This window comes from Spirosoma sp. 48-14 (assembly GCF_001898575.1).
In the GTDB taxonomy this organism is placed as follows: Bacteria; Bacteroidota; Bacteroidia; order Cytophagales; family Spirosomataceae; genus Spirosoma.
This window is the reverse complement of record NZ_MKUD01000003.1, coordinates 168,947-184,588: the sequence shown is the minus strand read 5'-3', so window position 1 is coordinate 184,588 and position 15,642 is coordinate 168,947. Positions and strand designations below refer to the sequence as shown.

14 protein-coding genes are annotated in these 15,642 nt (G+C 48.9%); 6 read left to right on the top strand and 8 right to left on the bottom strand.

Going from position 1 to position 15,642, the window contains the following annotated elements:
* Both BGO59_RS05295 and BGO59_RS05290 read left to right on the top strand, forming a co-directional pair.
* Positions 1-1,389 (top strand): fibronectin type III domain-containing protein (locus tag BGO59_RS05295; RefSeq protein ID WP_293681652.1); only part of this gene is annotated, 1,389 nt, incomplete at its 5' end.
* Positions 1,390-1,398: 9 nt separating this feature from the next.
* On the top strand, positions 1,399-1,836 hold the full coding sequence (locus tag BGO59_RS05290; RefSeq protein WP_293681649.1) for a hypothetical protein: 438 nt from the start codon (positions 1,399-1,401) through the stop codon (positions 1,834-1,836).
* Positions 1,837-1,883: 47 nt separating this feature from the next.
* Here the strand turns inward: BGO59_RS05290 and BGO59_RS05285 are convergent, their stop codons facing one another.
* Positions 1,884-2,870, bottom strand: a complete 987-nt coding sequence (locus BGO59_RS05285; RefSeq protein ID WP_293681646.1) for a glycoside hydrolase family 43 protein — start codon at positions 2,868-2,870, stop codon at positions 1,884-1,886.
* 116 nt (positions 2,871-2,986) lie between these two features.
* Entirely contained in the window at positions 2,987-3,646 is a 660-nt protein-coding gene (locus tag BGO59_RS05280) for an NAD-dependent epimerase/dehydratase family protein (protein ID WP_293681643.1), read from the bottom strand.
* 205 nt (positions 3,647-3,851) lie between these two features.
* Between BGO59_RS05280 and BGO59_RS05275 the strand changes: the two genes are divergently transcribed.
* From BGO59_RS05275 to BGO59_RS05265, 3 genes are all read left to right on the top strand, one after another.
* The gene (locus tag BGO59_RS05275) at positions 3,852-5,225 is read left to right on the top strand and encodes an amidohydrolase family protein (protein ID WP_293681640.1); all 1,374 of its coding nucleotides are present in this window, start codon (positions 3,852-3,854) and stop codon (positions 5,223-5,225) included.
* A gap of 93 nt (positions 5,226-5,318) precedes the next feature.
* On the top strand, positions 5,319-5,831 hold the full coding sequence (locus tag BGO59_RS05270) for an MBL fold metallo-hydrolase (RefSeq protein ID WP_293681637.1): 513 nt from the start codon (positions 5,319-5,321) through the stop codon (positions 5,829-5,831).
* Entirely contained in the window at positions 5,825-6,136 is a 312-nt protein-coding gene (locus BGO59_RS05265; RefSeq protein WP_293681634.1) for a hypothetical protein, read from the top strand. The genes BGO59_RS05270 and BGO59_RS05265 overlap by 7 nt, the downstream gene beginning before the upstream one ends.
* 52 nt (positions 6,137-6,188) lie before the next feature.
* Here BGO59_RS05265 and BGO59_RS05260 read toward each other — a convergent pair whose 3' ends face one another.
* From BGO59_RS05260 to BGO59_RS05235, 6 genes are all read right to left on the bottom strand, one after another.
* A complete protein-coding gene (locus BGO59_RS05260; RefSeq protein ID WP_293681631.1) occupies positions 6,189-7,136 on the bottom strand; it encodes a hypothetical protein in 948 nt (315 codons plus the stop codon).
* 101 nt (positions 7,137-7,237) lie between these two features.
* Positions 7,238-8,830 (bottom strand): ABC-F family ATP-binding cassette domain-containing protein, encoded by a 1,593-nt coding sequence (locus BGO59_RS05255; RefSeq protein ID WP_293681628.1) that lies wholly within the window; start codon positions 8,828-8,830, stop codon positions 7,238-7,240.
* A gap of 417 nt (positions 8,831-9,247) precedes the next feature.
* The gene (locus BGO59_RS05250) at positions 9,248-9,685 is read right to left on the bottom strand and encodes a carboxymuconolactone decarboxylase family protein (protein WP_293681625.1); all 438 of its coding nucleotides are present in this window, start codon (positions 9,683-9,685) and stop codon (positions 9,248-9,250) included.
* Positions 9,686-9,748: 63 nt separating this feature from the next.
* Positions 9,749-10,324 (bottom strand): Crp/Fnr family transcriptional regulator, encoded by a 576-nt coding sequence (locus tag BGO59_RS05245; RefSeq protein WP_293681622.1) that lies wholly within the window; start codon positions 10,322-10,324, stop codon positions 9,749-9,751.
* Positions 10,325-10,333: 9 nt separating this feature from the next.
* Positions 10,334-11,248, bottom strand: a complete 915-nt coding sequence (locus BGO59_RS05240) for an aspartyl protease family protein (RefSeq protein ID WP_293681619.1) — start codon at positions 11,246-11,248, stop codon at positions 10,334-10,336.
* A gap of 272 nt (positions 11,249-11,520) precedes the next feature.
* Positions 11,521-13,422 carry an AAA domain-containing protein gene (locus tag BGO59_RS05235; protein WP_293681616.1) on the bottom strand — a complete coding sequence of 634 codons (1,902 nt, stop codon included), beginning with the start codon at positions 13,420-13,422 and terminating at the stop codon, positions 11,521-11,523.
* Between the two features lie 186 nt (positions 13,423-13,608).
* Here BGO59_RS05235 and BGO59_RS05230 point away from each other — a divergent pair, with 186 nt between their 5' ends.
* Positions 13,609-15,522, top strand: a complete 1,914-nt coding sequence (locus BGO59_RS05230) for a hypothetical protein (protein WP_293681613.1) — start codon at positions 13,609-13,611, stop codon at positions 15,520-15,522.
* Positions 15,523-15,642 lie beyond the last annotated feature (120 nt).

Sequence of the window (15,642 nt, the reverse complement as noted above, 5' to 3'; positions counted from 1 at the left end):
ACCACCCTGAGTAATTCGGTCAATGCCCCTACCGAGTTGACGCTGACACCCTTGCTGGCCAACAATATGAACAATGTGTTGCTGAAATGGAAGGATAACGCCAGTGACGAAACCGGTTTCGAGATCGAGTCCTCGACCAACGGGACCAGCTTCACCAAAGCCGCAACGGTCGCAGCCAACACCACCCAGTACGAGATTTACCTGACCCCCTCTGCCCGAACCTACTTCCGGGTGCGGGCCATCAAGGGGGGCATCGTTTCTGGTTACACCAATGTGGTGGATTACGAGCTGGGTCCAGAGTCACCGCTGGATTTAAAGGCGACGGCTGTCTCCTCATCCCAGATTGATCTGGTGTGGTCGGATCGGTCGACCGACGAGACGGGTTATGAGGTAGAGCGTTCGGGAGATGGGGTAAGTTTCAGTCGGATTGCTGTTTTGGGTTCTAATGTGGTAAGTTATTCGAGTACGGGCTTGACGGCCAGTACGACCTACTATTATCGGGTACGTGGCCTGAAAGGCAGCGCAGGCTCTGCTTACACTCACATTGTGAATGCTAAAACATTTGAAAACCCGGGTACAATACTGCCAAGCCCTCCAACAAATCTGGTCGCTACTGCTATCAGCAGCAGCCAGATCAATCTAACCTGGACCGATGCCTCGACGAATGAAACCGGTTTTGACATCGAACGCTCAAGTGATGGCAAAAGCTTTACGAAAATTACAGAAGTTGGAGCCAATGTAACCACCTATCAAAACACTAACCTGACGGCCAATACACGTTATTACTATCGGATTCGGGCAATAAATCAATCAGGGGCATCTCCGTATTCGAACATTGCCGACGCGACCACCCTAACCGATTTAGGAGCACCGGGGGATCTGGTGGGTACCGCCGTAGGCAATTCGGCTGTATTATCCTGGAAAGATAATGCCAGTGTTGAGACAGGCTTTGAACTGGAACGGTCTGTAAACGGAGGGGATTTTGCGAAAATCAGCAGTTTATCCGCTAACACCACTACCTATAAAGACGAGCGTTTACGGGCACAGTCGCGCTATGCCTACCGTATTCGGGCGATGAACGGAACCAATACATCACCTTATTCCAATACAGCAACTGTTTTGGTTATCATCACCGACCTGTCATCTTCGGTTGCAGAAGGCAAACTGTATCCAAACCCTGCACAAAAAGTAGTTACTGTTGAAATGAACAGTAGTGAGCGTTGGCTACTAACGGTGCAAAATGCTGTTGGTCAATCGATTCTACAGTTTCAACAGGAGCGTAATAGCCGTGTGATGGATGTTTCGGTTGAGGGTCTGCCGACGGGTGTATATTATTTAAAAGTACTTGATAGCGAGCGGTATAAAGTGTTTCGGTTTGTCAAACAATAGCTACCATCCATGAAAACACAACGTGTCCACTATTTCTGTCTTTGCCTGTTTTTAGGGTTGCTGAGCCAATGCAAAGCCCCTGTTCCTGGCCCCGATCTTACTCGGAACTGGAAGGCTTCTGAAGTGAAGGAAGGTACGGTTATTGTGTATCGAGAGGGCTCATTGAGTAATATTTATCCCGGATATAGTCAGTTTCAGATGGCTTTTCAGCAGAACAGCGTCACCTACACTGAGTTTACAGGCGATACGTTTACAGGGACCTGGGAGCTTACAAATAATAACCAGAATCTTACGTTCCGGGGCTTGACTCCAGAGCCCTATGGCACGGAAGGATTGATTGAGTTTACCCTGCTGAAGTGGAGCACGAATCAACTGGTTATTCGCCGAAACACGCTCAATCCCAAAACTGGCGATCAGGTCAATGAATATACACTTATTCCAAAGTGAACATTCATCGTAGAAATCACCTGATGGCGGCAGATGTATTTTCGTGCCTAATGTAAAGGTCGCGCTTTAACGCCTTCGACGGTAATTTTTACAGGCTTAATGGCTCCTTTTTCGTCGAAATACATGCGATCAATGCAGGTTTCACGGTGGTTGCCATCGGTTTCGGTTAATGGTCGGCGGTGGTAAATAATATACCATTCGTCGGTTCCGGGAATCTGAATAACGGAGTGATGACCTGCACCTCTTGCTACCTGGGGGTCTTGCTGTAGAATCTTACCGACTCGTTCAAACGGACCAAACGGCGATGTCGAGGTGGCGTAGGCGACTGAATAATCGGGCCCTGTCCAGCCTCCTTCCGACCACATAAAGTAATAAACGCCTTTCCGAACAAACATGATTGGGCCCTCTACATAGTTCTTAGGCGTTATTTCGCGAAAGGTGGTGCCGTCGGGGAAAGGAAGGAAACCCGTAAAATCGTTTTTCAATCGAGCAATATTGCAGTGCCCCCAACCGCCGTAGATTAGGTAATACTGATTGTCTTTGTCTTTAAAAACAAACTGATCAATGGGTTGGGCACCATTGTGAATCTGGCCCACCAACGGTTTACCAAGGTAATCCCGGAACGGCCCCGCCGGATTATCGGCTACTGCTACGCCAATACCACCAATTTCGCCTTCATGCACGTCGTTGGCGCCAAAGAACAGAAAATACTTACCACTTTTTTCAACGATAGCGGGTGCCCACATGGCTCGTTTAGCCCATTTTATGGCGGTCGAATCCAGAATCCGGCTGTGCTTCGTCCAGTTTACCAAATCGGGCGACGAAAAGGCATCGAAAAACACCTGTTGATTATACGGAGCCGAATAGGTTGGGTAAATCCAGTATTTCTTGCCGAAAATAGTGCCTTCGGGGTCGGCATACCAACCTGGGAAAACGGGATTGCCCGACTCGGTTTTGCGGTTCTGTTGGGCCAGACTACCGAAAGAAATTGTGAAGAGAAAAACTAAGAATAAGACGGGACGTAAAAAAGGCATACGGGAATATGTTGTTGATTCAATTGGTACGACTAAGCTGAAAACAAGTAGTTTCTACCGTAGTACGCTCAGAGGGGCGAGTTGGCATAAGACGCTGAAACCTTGAAAGGGCCCTGTTAGCGTTTAGCCAGCTCGACAATGTCCTTCACCTCCAGAATTTGCTTTTCGTAACCTTTGGTAACGGTGTTGACCATGGCTTGACCAACTTCCTTCAGGGTACAAAAACCGGCTGGGTAAAGCGCCCGTCCGATGGGATATAACCAGGCTAAAAAAGTGTAATAACTCTTTATGTTTTTCTGGCCAGGAGTGGCTTTCATAAAGCCCGGTCGGAACATATAGGCTCGTTTGAATAGCCGCATCACGGCATTTTCGGTCGCTCCCTTTACCCGTGCCCACGCAACTCGACCCTGTTCTGAACTATCGGTTCCTGCTCCGGTAACGTAACAAAACGTCAGATCGGGGCTTTGCTTGGCCAGAAGCTCCGCAAAATTGAGGGTCAGATCGTAAGTCAGGTGCTTGTATTCCTCCTGGCTCATACCTACTGATGAAACACCCAGGCAGAAAAAGCAGGCATTATATCCCGTTAGTTGGTCGGCAATCGGCGTCAGATTAAAAAAGTCGTTGTGGACGATCTCGCGAAGTTTTGGGTGGGCAAAACCGCTGGCTTTACGGTTTATAATCAGCACCTGCTCCACATCGGGATGATTCAGGCATTCGAGCAGGACACCTTCACCGACCATACCTGTGGCCCCGGTAATAATTGTTTTTACTTTCATGAGTAGCTTGTTCGTGAATGAGTTGTCGGTTATTGATACTGAAATAAATAAATTTACCAACCTGATTGAGTGATTGTGCGAATTAGTGATTGAGCAATTGATTATCAGGATATTGTTTGCTCAATTACTTAGTATCCAATCGGAACGGATCGAAATTGGTTCACCATCGTTTATAGCTATTTCAGACAACAAACCCTTTCTTCCCATGCGAACCTTGCTTTCCCTTATACTTGGTGTACTGCTCCTGGCTCCCTGCGCCCTGCTCCCGGCACAAACCCTCACCAGCAATGCGCAACGTGACATTGTGTTTCGGTCGGTAAATGTGATCCCAATGGACCGGGAACGCGTAGTGGAGAATCAGACCGTTGTCGTGAAAAATGGTCGGATAACGGCACTAGGAAACGAGGGAAGCGTAACGTTTAGCAGGGATGCGCTGGTAATTGACGCCAAAGGGAAATACCTGACGCCCGGCTGGGCCGAAATCCACGCCCACGTTCCGCCCAACGATGATATTCAGGCTATGAAAGACGTGCTCATGCTGTATTTGGCGAATGGCATTACCACCATTCGGGGTATGCTGGGTCATCCTAAACATCTCGAACTACGCAGCAAAATTAACAGTGGTGAAATTCTGGGACCGCATTTCTATACCACGGGACCATCGTTTAACGGGCAAACCGTTAAAACTGCCGAGCGCGGTGCCGAAATGGTGCGCGAGCAGAAAGCGGCTGGCTACGATTTTCTCAAACTACATCCTGGTCTTACCAAAGAAACCTTTCCGGCTATTGCGAAAACGGCCCATGAAGTGGGTATTGGCTTCGTGGGACACGTATCGTTCAATGTGGGCGTCTGGCGAGCTATCGATGCGGGGTACTCGTCGATCGACCATCTCGATGGGTTCGTAGAAGCGATTGTACCACGCGCCGATACGCTGGCCGAGCCGGAAACGGGCTTGTTTGCGTCGTGGATTGCCTACCGGGCCGATGCGTCGCAGATTCCGAAACTGGTGAAGGGGCTGCGCGACAAACATATCCGGGTGGTACCAACGCAGGCACTGGCCGAACGCTGGCTTTCGCCACTATCTGCCGATGCCTTTGCGAATGCGCCTGAGTTCAAGTACATGAAACCGCAGGAGATAACGAACTGGTTAAATCAGAAGACTGGCTACAACAACAATCCTAACTTTTCGAGAGAACATGCCGAGAAATTGATTCAGATCCGCCGTAAATTGATTTATGAATGTCAGAAAGGTGGTGTCGAGTTGCTGCTGGGGTCCGATGCGCCACAAGTGCTTAATGTGCCGGGTTTCTCGATCCATCACGAAATGAAATACCTGGTCGATGCGGGCCTGACACCCTACGAAACGCTCCGTACCGGAACGATTAATGTGGCATCCTATTTCAATAAACCAGATTGGGGAACAATCAAAACCGGCAATGTGTCCGACCTGGTACTATTGAGCGGAAATCCCCTGAACGACATTAACCAGACCTGCAACATCGAAGGTGTCATGATCGGAACAAACTGGCTCTCGAAAGACTACATCCAGAGTGAATTGAAGAAGTTGGAGAAAAAGTAATTTTCTGACAGGATTGACAGGATGAACAGGATTGCTCTATCTGTAAAATCCTGTTCATCCTGTCAATCCTGTCGAAAGAAAAATGTGATGCCAATGCCCATAAACTATACCACCGACCAGACCATTTGCGCGACCTGCGGAACACAATACCCGGTCGGAAGTGTCTTACCCAGGCTGTGCCTGATTTGTAACGATGAACGGCAGTATATTGGCGATAATGGTCAGATGTGGACAAGCCTGGCTACATTGGCAAAAGATCGTACCATTCGGTTTAGTCAGATTAGCGACCAACTATACGACTTACGGATTACCCCCGCATTTGCCATCGGTCAGCGAGCCTTTCTGATTCTGTCCGAATCGGGCAATGTACTGTGGGATTGTCTGCCGTATCTCGACGAGCCAACCATTGCCTTTATCCGAGCGAAAGGTGGTTTGAAAGCCATCGTCATTTCGCATCCGCATTACTACAGCCTGATGGCCGAATGGGCACGGATTTTTGATTGCCCGGTCTATATCCATCAGAACGATGCCGTCTGGGTTCAAAACCTACTCCAGCCATCGAATTCTGGAACGGAGAGCGGAAGGCACTTTGGGATGGTATGGTGATCATCAATACGGGCGGTCACTTTCCCGGAAGCTGTGTATTCCTTCAGCCTGATTTGTCCGGGCATAATAATCTCCTGACTGGCGATACCATCTATGTAGCCCGCAGCCGACGACTCGTTACGTTTATGTACAGCTACCCAAATCTTATTCCCTTGCCCAAGAAAGCTATTGAACAGATTCGGGATCGAATGGCTGGGGTTTCGTTCGATCGGATGTATGGCGCTTTTGAGGGTATGCTCATTCCGGAAAACGGGCGGGCAGTATTCGATGCGTCGATCCAGCGCTACCTGTCTATTTTCGAATGATGTAGTGTTTGTTGCTCAACGATTAGTACGCATTGTAACACCCTTGCTATAACTATGCTGTTTCCAGGAATTTCTGCAAAGCGTCGGATGTTTGTCGGGCCTGGTCAACCTCCTGTTCAACTTGCTTTTTAAGCCTGCTTATCTCATTAACCAACTGGTTTTCGAGGGCCTGTGCCGTTTGAGCCGCCGAACGGATGCGTGACTGGACAGACAAGTCGGTAAAAATATTGTCGAAGAAAATATCCACGAATCGGGTAGTTGTATGGTCGAACCGCCATTCGGTCAGAAATGCCTGATTCAGATCGGCGTATTCGGCCCGGAACCGTTCCAGACTTTGCGTAACCCGGTACGACTGATCGCGCACATCGTCCAGTTTCTGATACTTGGCTATCGAAGCAATTGTCGATCCGCCCAGCATATCCCAGGTGCCCCAATTACGGGCCTGCTCAAGCAGTTTTCGTAGTCGGAACACTTCATTGAGTGCCTGTAAGCCTGCTTTATGGGCTTCTTCTAACTCCTGCCACTGCCGGTTTTGCGCCATGAGATTATCCAGGCGTTGTTGATACTGATTGCCCACGTAACCAGCCGAAAAGCTCAACGCAATTCGTTTCTCCTGAATGAATCGATCATAGTCAGTGTCGACGGTTGCATAGGCGGTGAGCCGATTTTTCTGCTCGGCCAGTTGTTGGGTCAGCTCATCGACCGAAGCCGTAACGACATCGTAGCGAAGCCGGGCCTGCTGTGCTTCCGCTTCTTCCTTACTACGCTGTTTTTCTTTTGTATTCAGTAAATCATAATACAAACTAGCCCAACTAAGCCGGTCCAGTCGGTCAACGTCGGCCTGTTCTGCCTGCCATTCGGTTCGAAGGTTGGCTTGTTGCTGCTGACGCGTAGTTAGCTCGGCTTGGGTCCGTTCCAGTTGTTTTTGCAAATGATCGCGTTCATTGCGACGCCGGATCACGTCCAGTAAGGCTTCCTGTTGTGCAGCCGTCCAGTTCATCGTTCAGGTTATTTTGCGACAAAGCAAGGGCTGATTGGCTGCCCATTCAATTAGTATGGGATAAGAGGAGTGTAGCGATGGCGAAATGCCGAAAAGCAGGATCAACTTAGCGCCATGGTCGAGTCGATACGGATCATGTCAATGAAGTACTGATCGTGCGAAATAACGACGATGGAACCGCTAAAGTCCTTAACAGCCGATGTAAGCACCTCCTGACTCTGAATGTCGAGGTTGTTGGTCGGCTCATCCAGTATCAATAGATCGGGCGCATTCGTACTTACCACCAGACAACAAAGCGTCAGCTTCATGTTTTCGCCACCGCTCAGTTCGTTGCAGTTTCGGTCCCAGGTTTCGCGGGGGAACTGGAAACGATACAGCATCATTTTCAACTCCGACTCCGGCAAATGGCGACTATTATAGTGCTGAAGTTGTTCATAGACGGTTAGTTTTTTGTTGATAAGCGAGTACTCCTGATCAATGTATGCAAAGCGAAAATCGGCCTGATAAAGGCTTCCTGTCGACGGCTGTAAAATGCCCGTTATCAGCTTGATCACCGTTGTTTTGCCAGAACCATTCTTTCCTGAAATGCGGACTCTGTCGCCGGAGCGGATCTGAAAACTTAGCGGAGACGACCAAAGCATTTCTTCACCAAAGGAAACGTTGATGTTTTGTGCTTCGACCAGAATCTTACCCCGGTGTAAATCCGACGGGTGAAGATCTATTTTCAGAATCTGATAATCCTGAATCTGGCTCCTGATTTGTTGCCGGTTGTCGGATAGGTCAGTAAGTTTTTCGTTCTGAACATCATTCAGTTTTGCTGTACTCAGCTCTGCCTGACTTTTTCGTCCGCCTGCAATGATCCGGGGAAGTGATTGTGTTTTGCCCTGCGCCTTCCCACGAGACTCCTGTTTTTGACGTTGTTCGGCCAGATCTCTGGCCTTTTGCTGAGCCTGCCTGAGCGACTTGGTATTTTCGTCAAGCTGGGCCTGTAAGGCATTTAGTTTGCCTACTTTCTGCTTCCGATAGAAATCGTAGTTGCCCCCGAAAACCTCAATGCCGCTTTTGCTTAATTCCAGCGTGGTATCGAGCCGATTTAACAAAGCCCGGTCGTGGCTAACCACCAGCATCGTCGCGTTGATTCTCTGAATAAACGTATACAGCAATTCGCGGCTTTGCGTATCCAGATGGTTCGATGGCTCATCGAGCAGGATAATACCTGGCTCATGGATGAGAATGCCTGCCAGAAAAACTTTCGTTTTTTCACCACCGCTCAGCCTGCGCATCGGTTGGTTCAGATCTACATGATCCAGATGCCAGTACGACAAAGCCGTTTGTACGCGCTCTTCGATATCCCATTCGTCGTTCAGTTGGGCGAATGTGTCCGCGCTTGCATCGCCTTCCAGGATGGCATGCAGGGCCTGTAGTTTCGTGTTCACTGCCAGGACTTGAGCGACCGTTTGAGCGTCGTATTGACCCAGATGTTGTGGGACATAATATAGATTCTCCGAGAGGCTAACTTCTCCTTCGGAAGGTATCCGCTTACCTGCAATGAGTTGTAATAAGGTAGATTTACCCGACCCGTTATGGCCAACCAGGGCTGCTTTGTCGCCAGTAGCTACCGACAGGTGGATGTGCTGAAACCGAATTTCTTGATCGGGATAGATATAGGAAAGTGCGTTCACAACAATACTCATGAGAGAGGAATGTAGAAGATGAATGTAAACAGCCATACGAGCCCCGATTAAACGGGCCGTATAGAGGAATCGTGGCCTTTGCGGGTATAAACCGGCCAATAGTTTAGCCAGGATGGCTCAGACGATAGTCGATTACATGATTGCTAAGTATAGGCCAACGCACAGAGGAACTGCTCGTTGACGATCTGACAAGAAGCTGTCAAACGTTCCGTTGGGCTGGAACTCAGGATGTGAGGAGTATCCTGTTACTTAGATCTTACATGTTGGGATGAGCTGGTTGTGTTAGCACTGCAAAGATAAGTAATTCGGTAGAGTTTTCTGCATGGATCAAATGGGTACGAACGCACAAGCCCAGGAAGAATGAAATTCTTGTCATTCTTCCTGGGCTTGTGACTGAAACGTTGTAGACGATGCGCTTTAGTCGATTGGCAGATTTGTACTGACAGCAATGCGGTTCCAGGCGTTGATGACCACAGCCGACATGATGATTTCGGCAATGGTTTCGGGGCTAAAGAATTGTTCAGCCTGTTGATAGGTAGCGTCCGAAACCCCATGCTGATGAATCAAGGTTACTTCTTCGGTCAGCGCCAGAATTGCTTTTTCTTCGGGGGTAAACAGATTCGTTTCTTTCCAGGCGTTGAGCAGGAAAATGCGTTGTGGCGTTTCGCCGAGTTTTAGTGCATCCCGCGTATGCATATTCAGACAGAAAGCGCACTGATTGAGTTGCGACGCTCTGATTTTGATTAGCTCTTTCTGAATCGGTGTTATGCTTAGTTGGCTGACACTGGCCGATAATCCATACATAGCCTTCCAGACCGCAGGGAGCGTTTGCTGGATAGTTACTCGTTGTTCCATTGCTGTGTTGTTTTGGTTGGAACAAAGGTAAATCCGCCCGTAGGCCAGACTTCTTAAACCAGTTTAAGAATGCTTCCGGCTTCTGATTTCACTCAGATATTCGGGCGTAAAACCCAGATACGAAGCGAGCAGGTATTGCGGAATTCGTTGCACAAACTCCGGGAAGAGCCGGGCGAACTCGTGGTACAGTTCCTCCCGTGAATGGTCGTAGTGGTACTTCATCCGATATTGGGCGGCTGCATGTGCCCGTTGGTGAACGAGCCGAAAATACCGTTCCAGACGAGGGTGCTGACTCAGCATCTCCTCATGTTGAGCAACGTCAATGGCCAGGACTTCCGACTTTTCGACGGCCTGAATCGAAAATACCGCAGGCTTTTGGGTAGAGAACGATGTATAGTCGGAAAGCCACCAGTTTTCAAGGGCAAACTGTACGGTTTGTTCAACACCCTTTTCATTGACGAAGAACATACGCAGGCAGCCGTTTACTACAAAGAAATTCGATTTGCAAACCTGTCCTTCAACCAGCAGATTTTCCTTTTTATTGAGATCGACCGACCGAAAGAACGTTAAGGCATCGGCAAGTTCCTGATCGTCGATGGTGATGAACTTTCGAATGTGCTTTTGTAGCGAATCGGACATGGCTCGACGTTAACTGGCGGAGTAAGCGGTTTTCAGCAATCGGTTCGGTTTCAGGTAAACATATTCGCGTTTGGCATCAATGATGAGGTTGAATCGCTTTAGAATATCACCGCCCAAGATGCTCATTTTTTGTCGGCCGAGGGCGCCTTTGAAGAAACCAACGGGCACATCGGCCAAGGTCTGACTCCCAATCGTCAATCCCGGCAGAATCGCTCTTTGGGTTTTTATGACGTTGCCAAAGGAGTCTTTTAACTCCTTTTCGCTAATCACGGTTAGAACGTCATCGAGTTTATGTCCAGCGACGAACTGATCGTCCAGCAGGATCGCTCCCGAATAACCCGAATGAATCAAAAACTGGTTCTTCAGCGTCTGATTGCCAACCATACAATGGGCTTCCAAAAAGAGCATGCCGTTGTCGACAATCAGTTTTAGCTTCTCATACTGACCAATTTTGTCGGGAAGCGTTTCGTGGATTGTCATTCGGTTGGTGTCGAAGTCCAGCTCAATCACCTTGCCTTCGAACAGGTCGATACCAAATTTGCCATCGGTTTCGGGTCCTGAGTTTTTGTTTTCCCAAATGGGCGTATTGGGCCACGTTTGCCCGCCAATCTGGAGTCGATTGTTCGTGCTGAACCGCGATGTATTGTTGGAACCGCCCCAGCTTTTTACACTGTCGGCTCCGGCGAAGGTCAGGCTTTTTACGGTTTTAAGTGCTTCTTCGGTCAGGGTGACAGCATTGGCAGCCGTATGAAACATCAGCTTTACGGTATCCTGCTCGTTGAGTACTGCTCTGACCGATAGGTTATTATGGCTGGTCAATTGAAACGGGATGCTGTACGGATAAGTCGTATTGGTCCGTTGCCCGAAAAGCACCTGACTAGGTAAAGCAAATAACAGCACCAGCAGAAGAAGGTAGTTGCGCATGATATAAGAGGGCTGGTAAGTAATGACAGAAAACTTTTATTATAATGTACTCTGTCACAAGAATTACTTGTTATGAAAAAGCTTTTGCTAAACACATTTAACAAAATCGACCGATACAGATGCAATAATGGCAATTTGTTCGATGGTGTAGTTTGTCTCAATTAACAAATAGCTCACAAACTTGCTGATGTTATCCATAGTAATGTCTTTGAGATTGCCCTCTAAATTATGCATTTGAGATAAAATACAAGAGATGGTGGTAGACTATCATCCTACTCCATCCATTCCCAGGCGCTTTGGTAGGTGTTCACGGATTCTGCATAGGTGATAAAGTCGGCGTAAAAGGGCAGGCTGGCCAGAGTGGCACTGTCGCCAACGATCACCAGCTTTTTACGGGCGCGGGTCATGGCAACGTTCATCCGGCGAATGTCGGACAGGAAGCCAATGTCGCCCTCGGTGTTGCTGCGGACCAGCGAGATATAGACAATGTCGCGCTCCTGCCCCTGAAAACTGTCGATGGTGTTCACCGAAATTTTATTGCCATAGGCCAATAGGTCCGGGTATTGCAGTAACTGCTCTTTCAGGATGTTGATCTGTTGCTTGTAGGGCGAGATGATCGCAATGGTCGGAAAGTTCTGTACGCTATAATGGCTCCCTAAATCAGCGACTTGCTGGCTCAGATGCCGCATCAGCAGGGCTGCTTCTTCGGGATTGGTCGAACTGGTGCCGTCCAGTTTTTCGTCGAAGCCACAACCGGCCGTGTCGACAAATACCAGCGACGTATCGCCCTCAAACAGCGAATGACGGGCCACCGACGCATGGGCTTTCAGCTTGTTTTCATAAAATACCTGCGACGAGTAACCCATAATGTGCTCATGCATACGGTACTGCTCATCCAGCAATGAGACGGCTTCGGGGTGTAGCTCCACGCATTTTTCGAGTAGGGTTTTAGCCAGACCTTTGCGGGCCGCTTCGGGCGATTTGATGGTGGGCGGAAGCTGACAATGATCTCCCGCTAATACCAGTTTCTGCGCTTTCAGAATCGGAATCCAGCAGGCGGGTTCGAGTGCCTGACCCGCTTCGTCGATGACTGCGGTATGGTATGTCAACTGGCGGACGGTGTAGTGGTTGGCACCGACCAGCGTGGCCGTAATCACCTGTGCTTTGGCAAGTAGATCGTCAATGACGTATTGCTCCGTATTGGCTACATCCTTCATGATCCGGTGGGCTTCGTCGAACAGAGCCTTGCGTTGTTCGCGCTCGGCTTTCCCGAAATTTCGCTTGTACTTATGGGCCATGTTTCGGAACTCGTTAGCCTGTTTTTTTAACTTTTTAGCCTCTTTCATGGCGCTATGCTCCGATACTTTATGGTCGAGCGTCAAGGCCATCAGGCGGTCGGATACGCGGGCCGGGTTACCGATTCGCAGTACGTTTAGTCCTTCGTCGTGCAGTTTCTCGCTCAACAGATCGACAGCCGTATTACTGGGAGCTACCACCAGTATTTTCTGATGCTCCTGTTTGATCAGCGTTTTAATGGCCTGAATGAGCGTGGTCGTTTTACCTGTACCCGGCGGTCCGTGAACAATGGCCAGTTCGTTAGCGGATACTATTTTTTCGACGGCTGCCACCTGACTTGGATTCAGACGGGGAAGCGTAAGTGTTGGGGTTTTCGAATGAAAGGTAGGGGCTTTTTCGCCCGTCAGAATCTGAATAAGCCGACTATCCGCTTTGTTGCTCAGGGTATTCGCCGTCTTCAGAGCCTGTTCCATTTCGTTGTAGCTGTTCTCATCAAACAGTACTTCGATACCCAGTTTGCCATCCCGCGACCAGTCGGGAAGTTCGTCGGTACGCAGCGTTATTTTGGCGCGGTTTCCGCTTTGGTGCGTAATCGTTCCTTCGACCCGGTCCGTTTTGGGATCGTGGTTGCTGAACAGAACGGCTGGCGCCCCAAACCGGAGCTGATGCGGAATATCCTGATGCGTCGTGCGTTCAACTTCAACCGTCAGGTAATCGCCCCGGCTCATCTCGGAGCCCCGAATGGCAATCGGATACCAGGCCAGGCCGTTGGCCCGTCGTTCGGCAATGGATGTGGTTTCGGTGAGTTTTTGGTATTGGGCGCGGTCTTCGGCTCGTTCAATTTTCAGAAGGTCGAGCAGATCGTCAAAATAAGTCATTCACAAAAGTAGCTACTTCCCCGATCATTGTCCGGGGCTATTGGGATAACACTATTTTGGCAAAAAAGCTTGCATGGGGCTACCGGGAAATAACAGCTACCATCTCACAAGGTCGTTCTTTCACAACGGGTATTATTTTTAAGTCTATTTACCCGAACATATAACGCTTCTAATACCAGACTACCCATGAAAAATTGCCTGTTGCTGCTGGGGTGTTTAGCCTGTTTCTCGATTGCCACTGCGCAGCACAGCGAAAAGCAGGTGCTTGAAGATAGTGTAATGGGATGGTACACTAAGCTTACGCCCGCCGACAAACCCGTGAAGCCTTTGCTGAGTGGTGGCAAAACGTTTTCAATCCGGCAGCAGGAAATTAACAACCTGTTTGTACAGTGGATGCAGCAATCCTACATACCCGTTGGGGGACTAGGCGTGTTCAAAAAACGGTATTATGCCAAAAAGGATGACTATTTTCCGCAGGCTTACGGCGTTTTCTTTCAGGCGTATAATGCTGAACTGGATGTGAGAGACAAGCAGGGGCGTCTGAAACCTGTCGATGAAACCTGGGTGCCGTTTCAGATTGCGGCCAATGTGGTGTTTGACATCAATCCGGCTTACTACCTCAACACGCCTTCTCAATACGTCTTTACGCAGCTGCCTGATGGGTATATGGACACCGATTTTTTTAAGAAGAAATTTAAGGATGCCAACCCGAAAAGCCACCCCAATATGGGTAAATACCTGACCACGATGACCAGTAATGGTATCACGGTTTATCTGGTTCCGGGAAATAAATTGCCCCTCCGTCAACTGACAAAAGGGGAGTTTCTCCAGCTTTCGGATGAGTCGTTTGACCGGCATTTGCAGCGTAAAAAAGAAGATGTGGTTGGTCAGTTCAGCAACGAACAGGCGCGAGCAGAGGTGATGGCGTTGGAGCGTGAAAAGGTAAAAACGTATCGGGAAAAACTTAAAGTGCTACGCGATCAATACGCCAATCGATTAAACGAACCGGCTGTTATTCGGGATATGCAGCCCACGATCTATACGGTCGAGGGTTCGTTAGACCCGTTTCAGATTGATCAATTCTCAAAGAATTTGAAGCATGAATATGGCGTGTATACCTACGAGCCGTCAATCTATGAAAAATGCCAAACCGATCAGCCGCAATGGATAGCCATTCACTTCCCGTATGCAACGAACGAGAACGGCCGGAAGGAGTATGAATTATACCGGGCTATTTCGGAGCATTTCAATTTCGAGTACGTATACAATTATTTTTTCGATCCCGACAAGGTGAAAGGACAGCCTTATCGCCCGGTCAACGAAGAGCTGTTGAAGCAAACCCTGGCCAATTACAGCAAACGGGCGTATTGGAAAAATACAGCCGCTACCAGCGCATCGTTACCCGCCGGAGTCGTATTTCTGGACGATTTTTCGGTTAATCAGCCCGGAGCGCGACCAGCAGGCTGGTATTTTTCGTCGTACGGGAAAGCGTCGCTGGTAACTACGGTGAAGAACCTGCCTGGCAAATGGCTGCAACTGGGTATCAACAACAAAGTAGACCCGACAGTTCTGCCTAAACCACTACCCGAAAATTTCTCGCTGGAGTATGACATCGCCACCGATGAGTTTAGCACCCGAACGGGTGGTGCTGTTGAACTGGAATTGACTGGCGGACTGAAAGGTGACCGCAAAAGTGCCTACACGCAGCTAAAACTTCAGATCACGGCGGGTAACGAAGCCGATTATCGTAACAACAACTACCGGGGGCTGGCCAAGATCGAGTTGGTAAGTTACCCGCTGGTGAAATCGAACACTTATGTTGAGGCTGGCGGGCAGTCGGAACAGCCGCTTCCGTTTTTCACCAATCGACAGACTAGTGTACATATCAAGCTTCAGAAGAAAGGAAATGAGGTAACCCTGTTCCTGAATAACAAGCCGTTTGCCACCTCATCCGACTTCAAAAGTAAGTACGGAAAACCCTGCGAGTACTGTATGATGTCGCCCGGCATCCAGTTTAACACCATCACCTGGCGAAACATGACCGACGATGCCGAGAATGTACACGTCTACATCAGCAATGTGAGGCATAGCAAAGAGTAGCGTCATTTTAATAATCTGTATTCTATTTGGTTTATATAAATTCCGTAGTTTCGGTAAATTGCCGAATAAAATTCCCTTGTTCGGTGCATATGCCTTTGGGTTGTGTATTCGCCGGAAAAG

Excerpts from the sequence above, each read along its gene's own strand:
- BGO59_RS05290 (WP_293681649.1), top strand. The coding sequence starts at position 1,399 with ATGAAAACACAACGTGTCCACTATTTCTGTCTTTGCCTGTTTTTAGGG.
- BGO59_RS05285 (WP_293681646.1), bottom strand. The coding sequence starts at position 2,870 with ATGCCTTTTTTACGTCCCGTCTTATTCTTAGTTTTTCTCTTCACAATT.
- BGO59_RS05280 (WP_293681643.1), bottom strand. The coding sequence starts at position 3,646 with ATGAAAGTAAAAACAATTATTACCGGGGCCACAGGTATGGTCGGTGAA.
- BGO59_RS05275 (WP_293681640.1), top strand. The coding sequence starts at position 3,852 with ATGCGAACCTTGCTTTCCCTTATACTTGGTGTACTGCTCCTGGCTCCC.
- BGO59_RS05270 (WP_293681637.1), top strand. The coding sequence starts at position 5,319 with ATGCCCATAAACTATACCACCGACCAGACCATTTGCGCGACCTGCGGA.
- BGO59_RS05265 (WP_293681634.1), top strand. The coding sequence starts at position 5,825 with ATGGTGATCATCAATACGGGCGGTCACTTTCCCGGAAGCTGTGTATTC.
- BGO59_RS05260 (WP_293681631.1), bottom strand. The coding sequence starts at position 7,136 with ATGAACTGGACGGCTGCACAACAGGAAGCCTTACTGGACGTGATCCGG.
- BGO59_RS05255 (WP_293681628.1), bottom strand. The coding sequence starts at position 8,830 with ATGAGTATTGTTGTGAACGCACTTTCCTATATCTATCCCGATCAAGAA.
- BGO59_RS05250 (WP_293681625.1), bottom strand. The coding sequence starts at position 9,685 with ATGGAACAACGAGTAACTATCCAGCAAACGCTCCCTGCGGTCTGGAAG.
- BGO59_RS05245 (WP_293681622.1), bottom strand. The coding sequence starts at position 10,324 with ATGTCCGATTCGCTACAAAAGCACATTCGAAAGTTCATCACCATCGAC.
- BGO59_RS05240 (WP_293681619.1), bottom strand. The coding sequence starts at position 11,248 with ATGCGCAACTACCTTCTTCTGCTGGTGCTGTTATTTGCTTTACCTAGT.
- BGO59_RS05235 (WP_293681616.1), bottom strand. The coding sequence starts at position 13,422 with ATGACTTATTTTGACGATCTGCTCGACCTTCTGAAAATTGAACGAGCC.
- BGO59_RS05230 (WP_293681613.1), top strand. The coding sequence starts at position 13,609 with ATGAAAAATTGCCTGTTGCTGCTGGGGTGTTTAGCCTGTTTCTCGATT.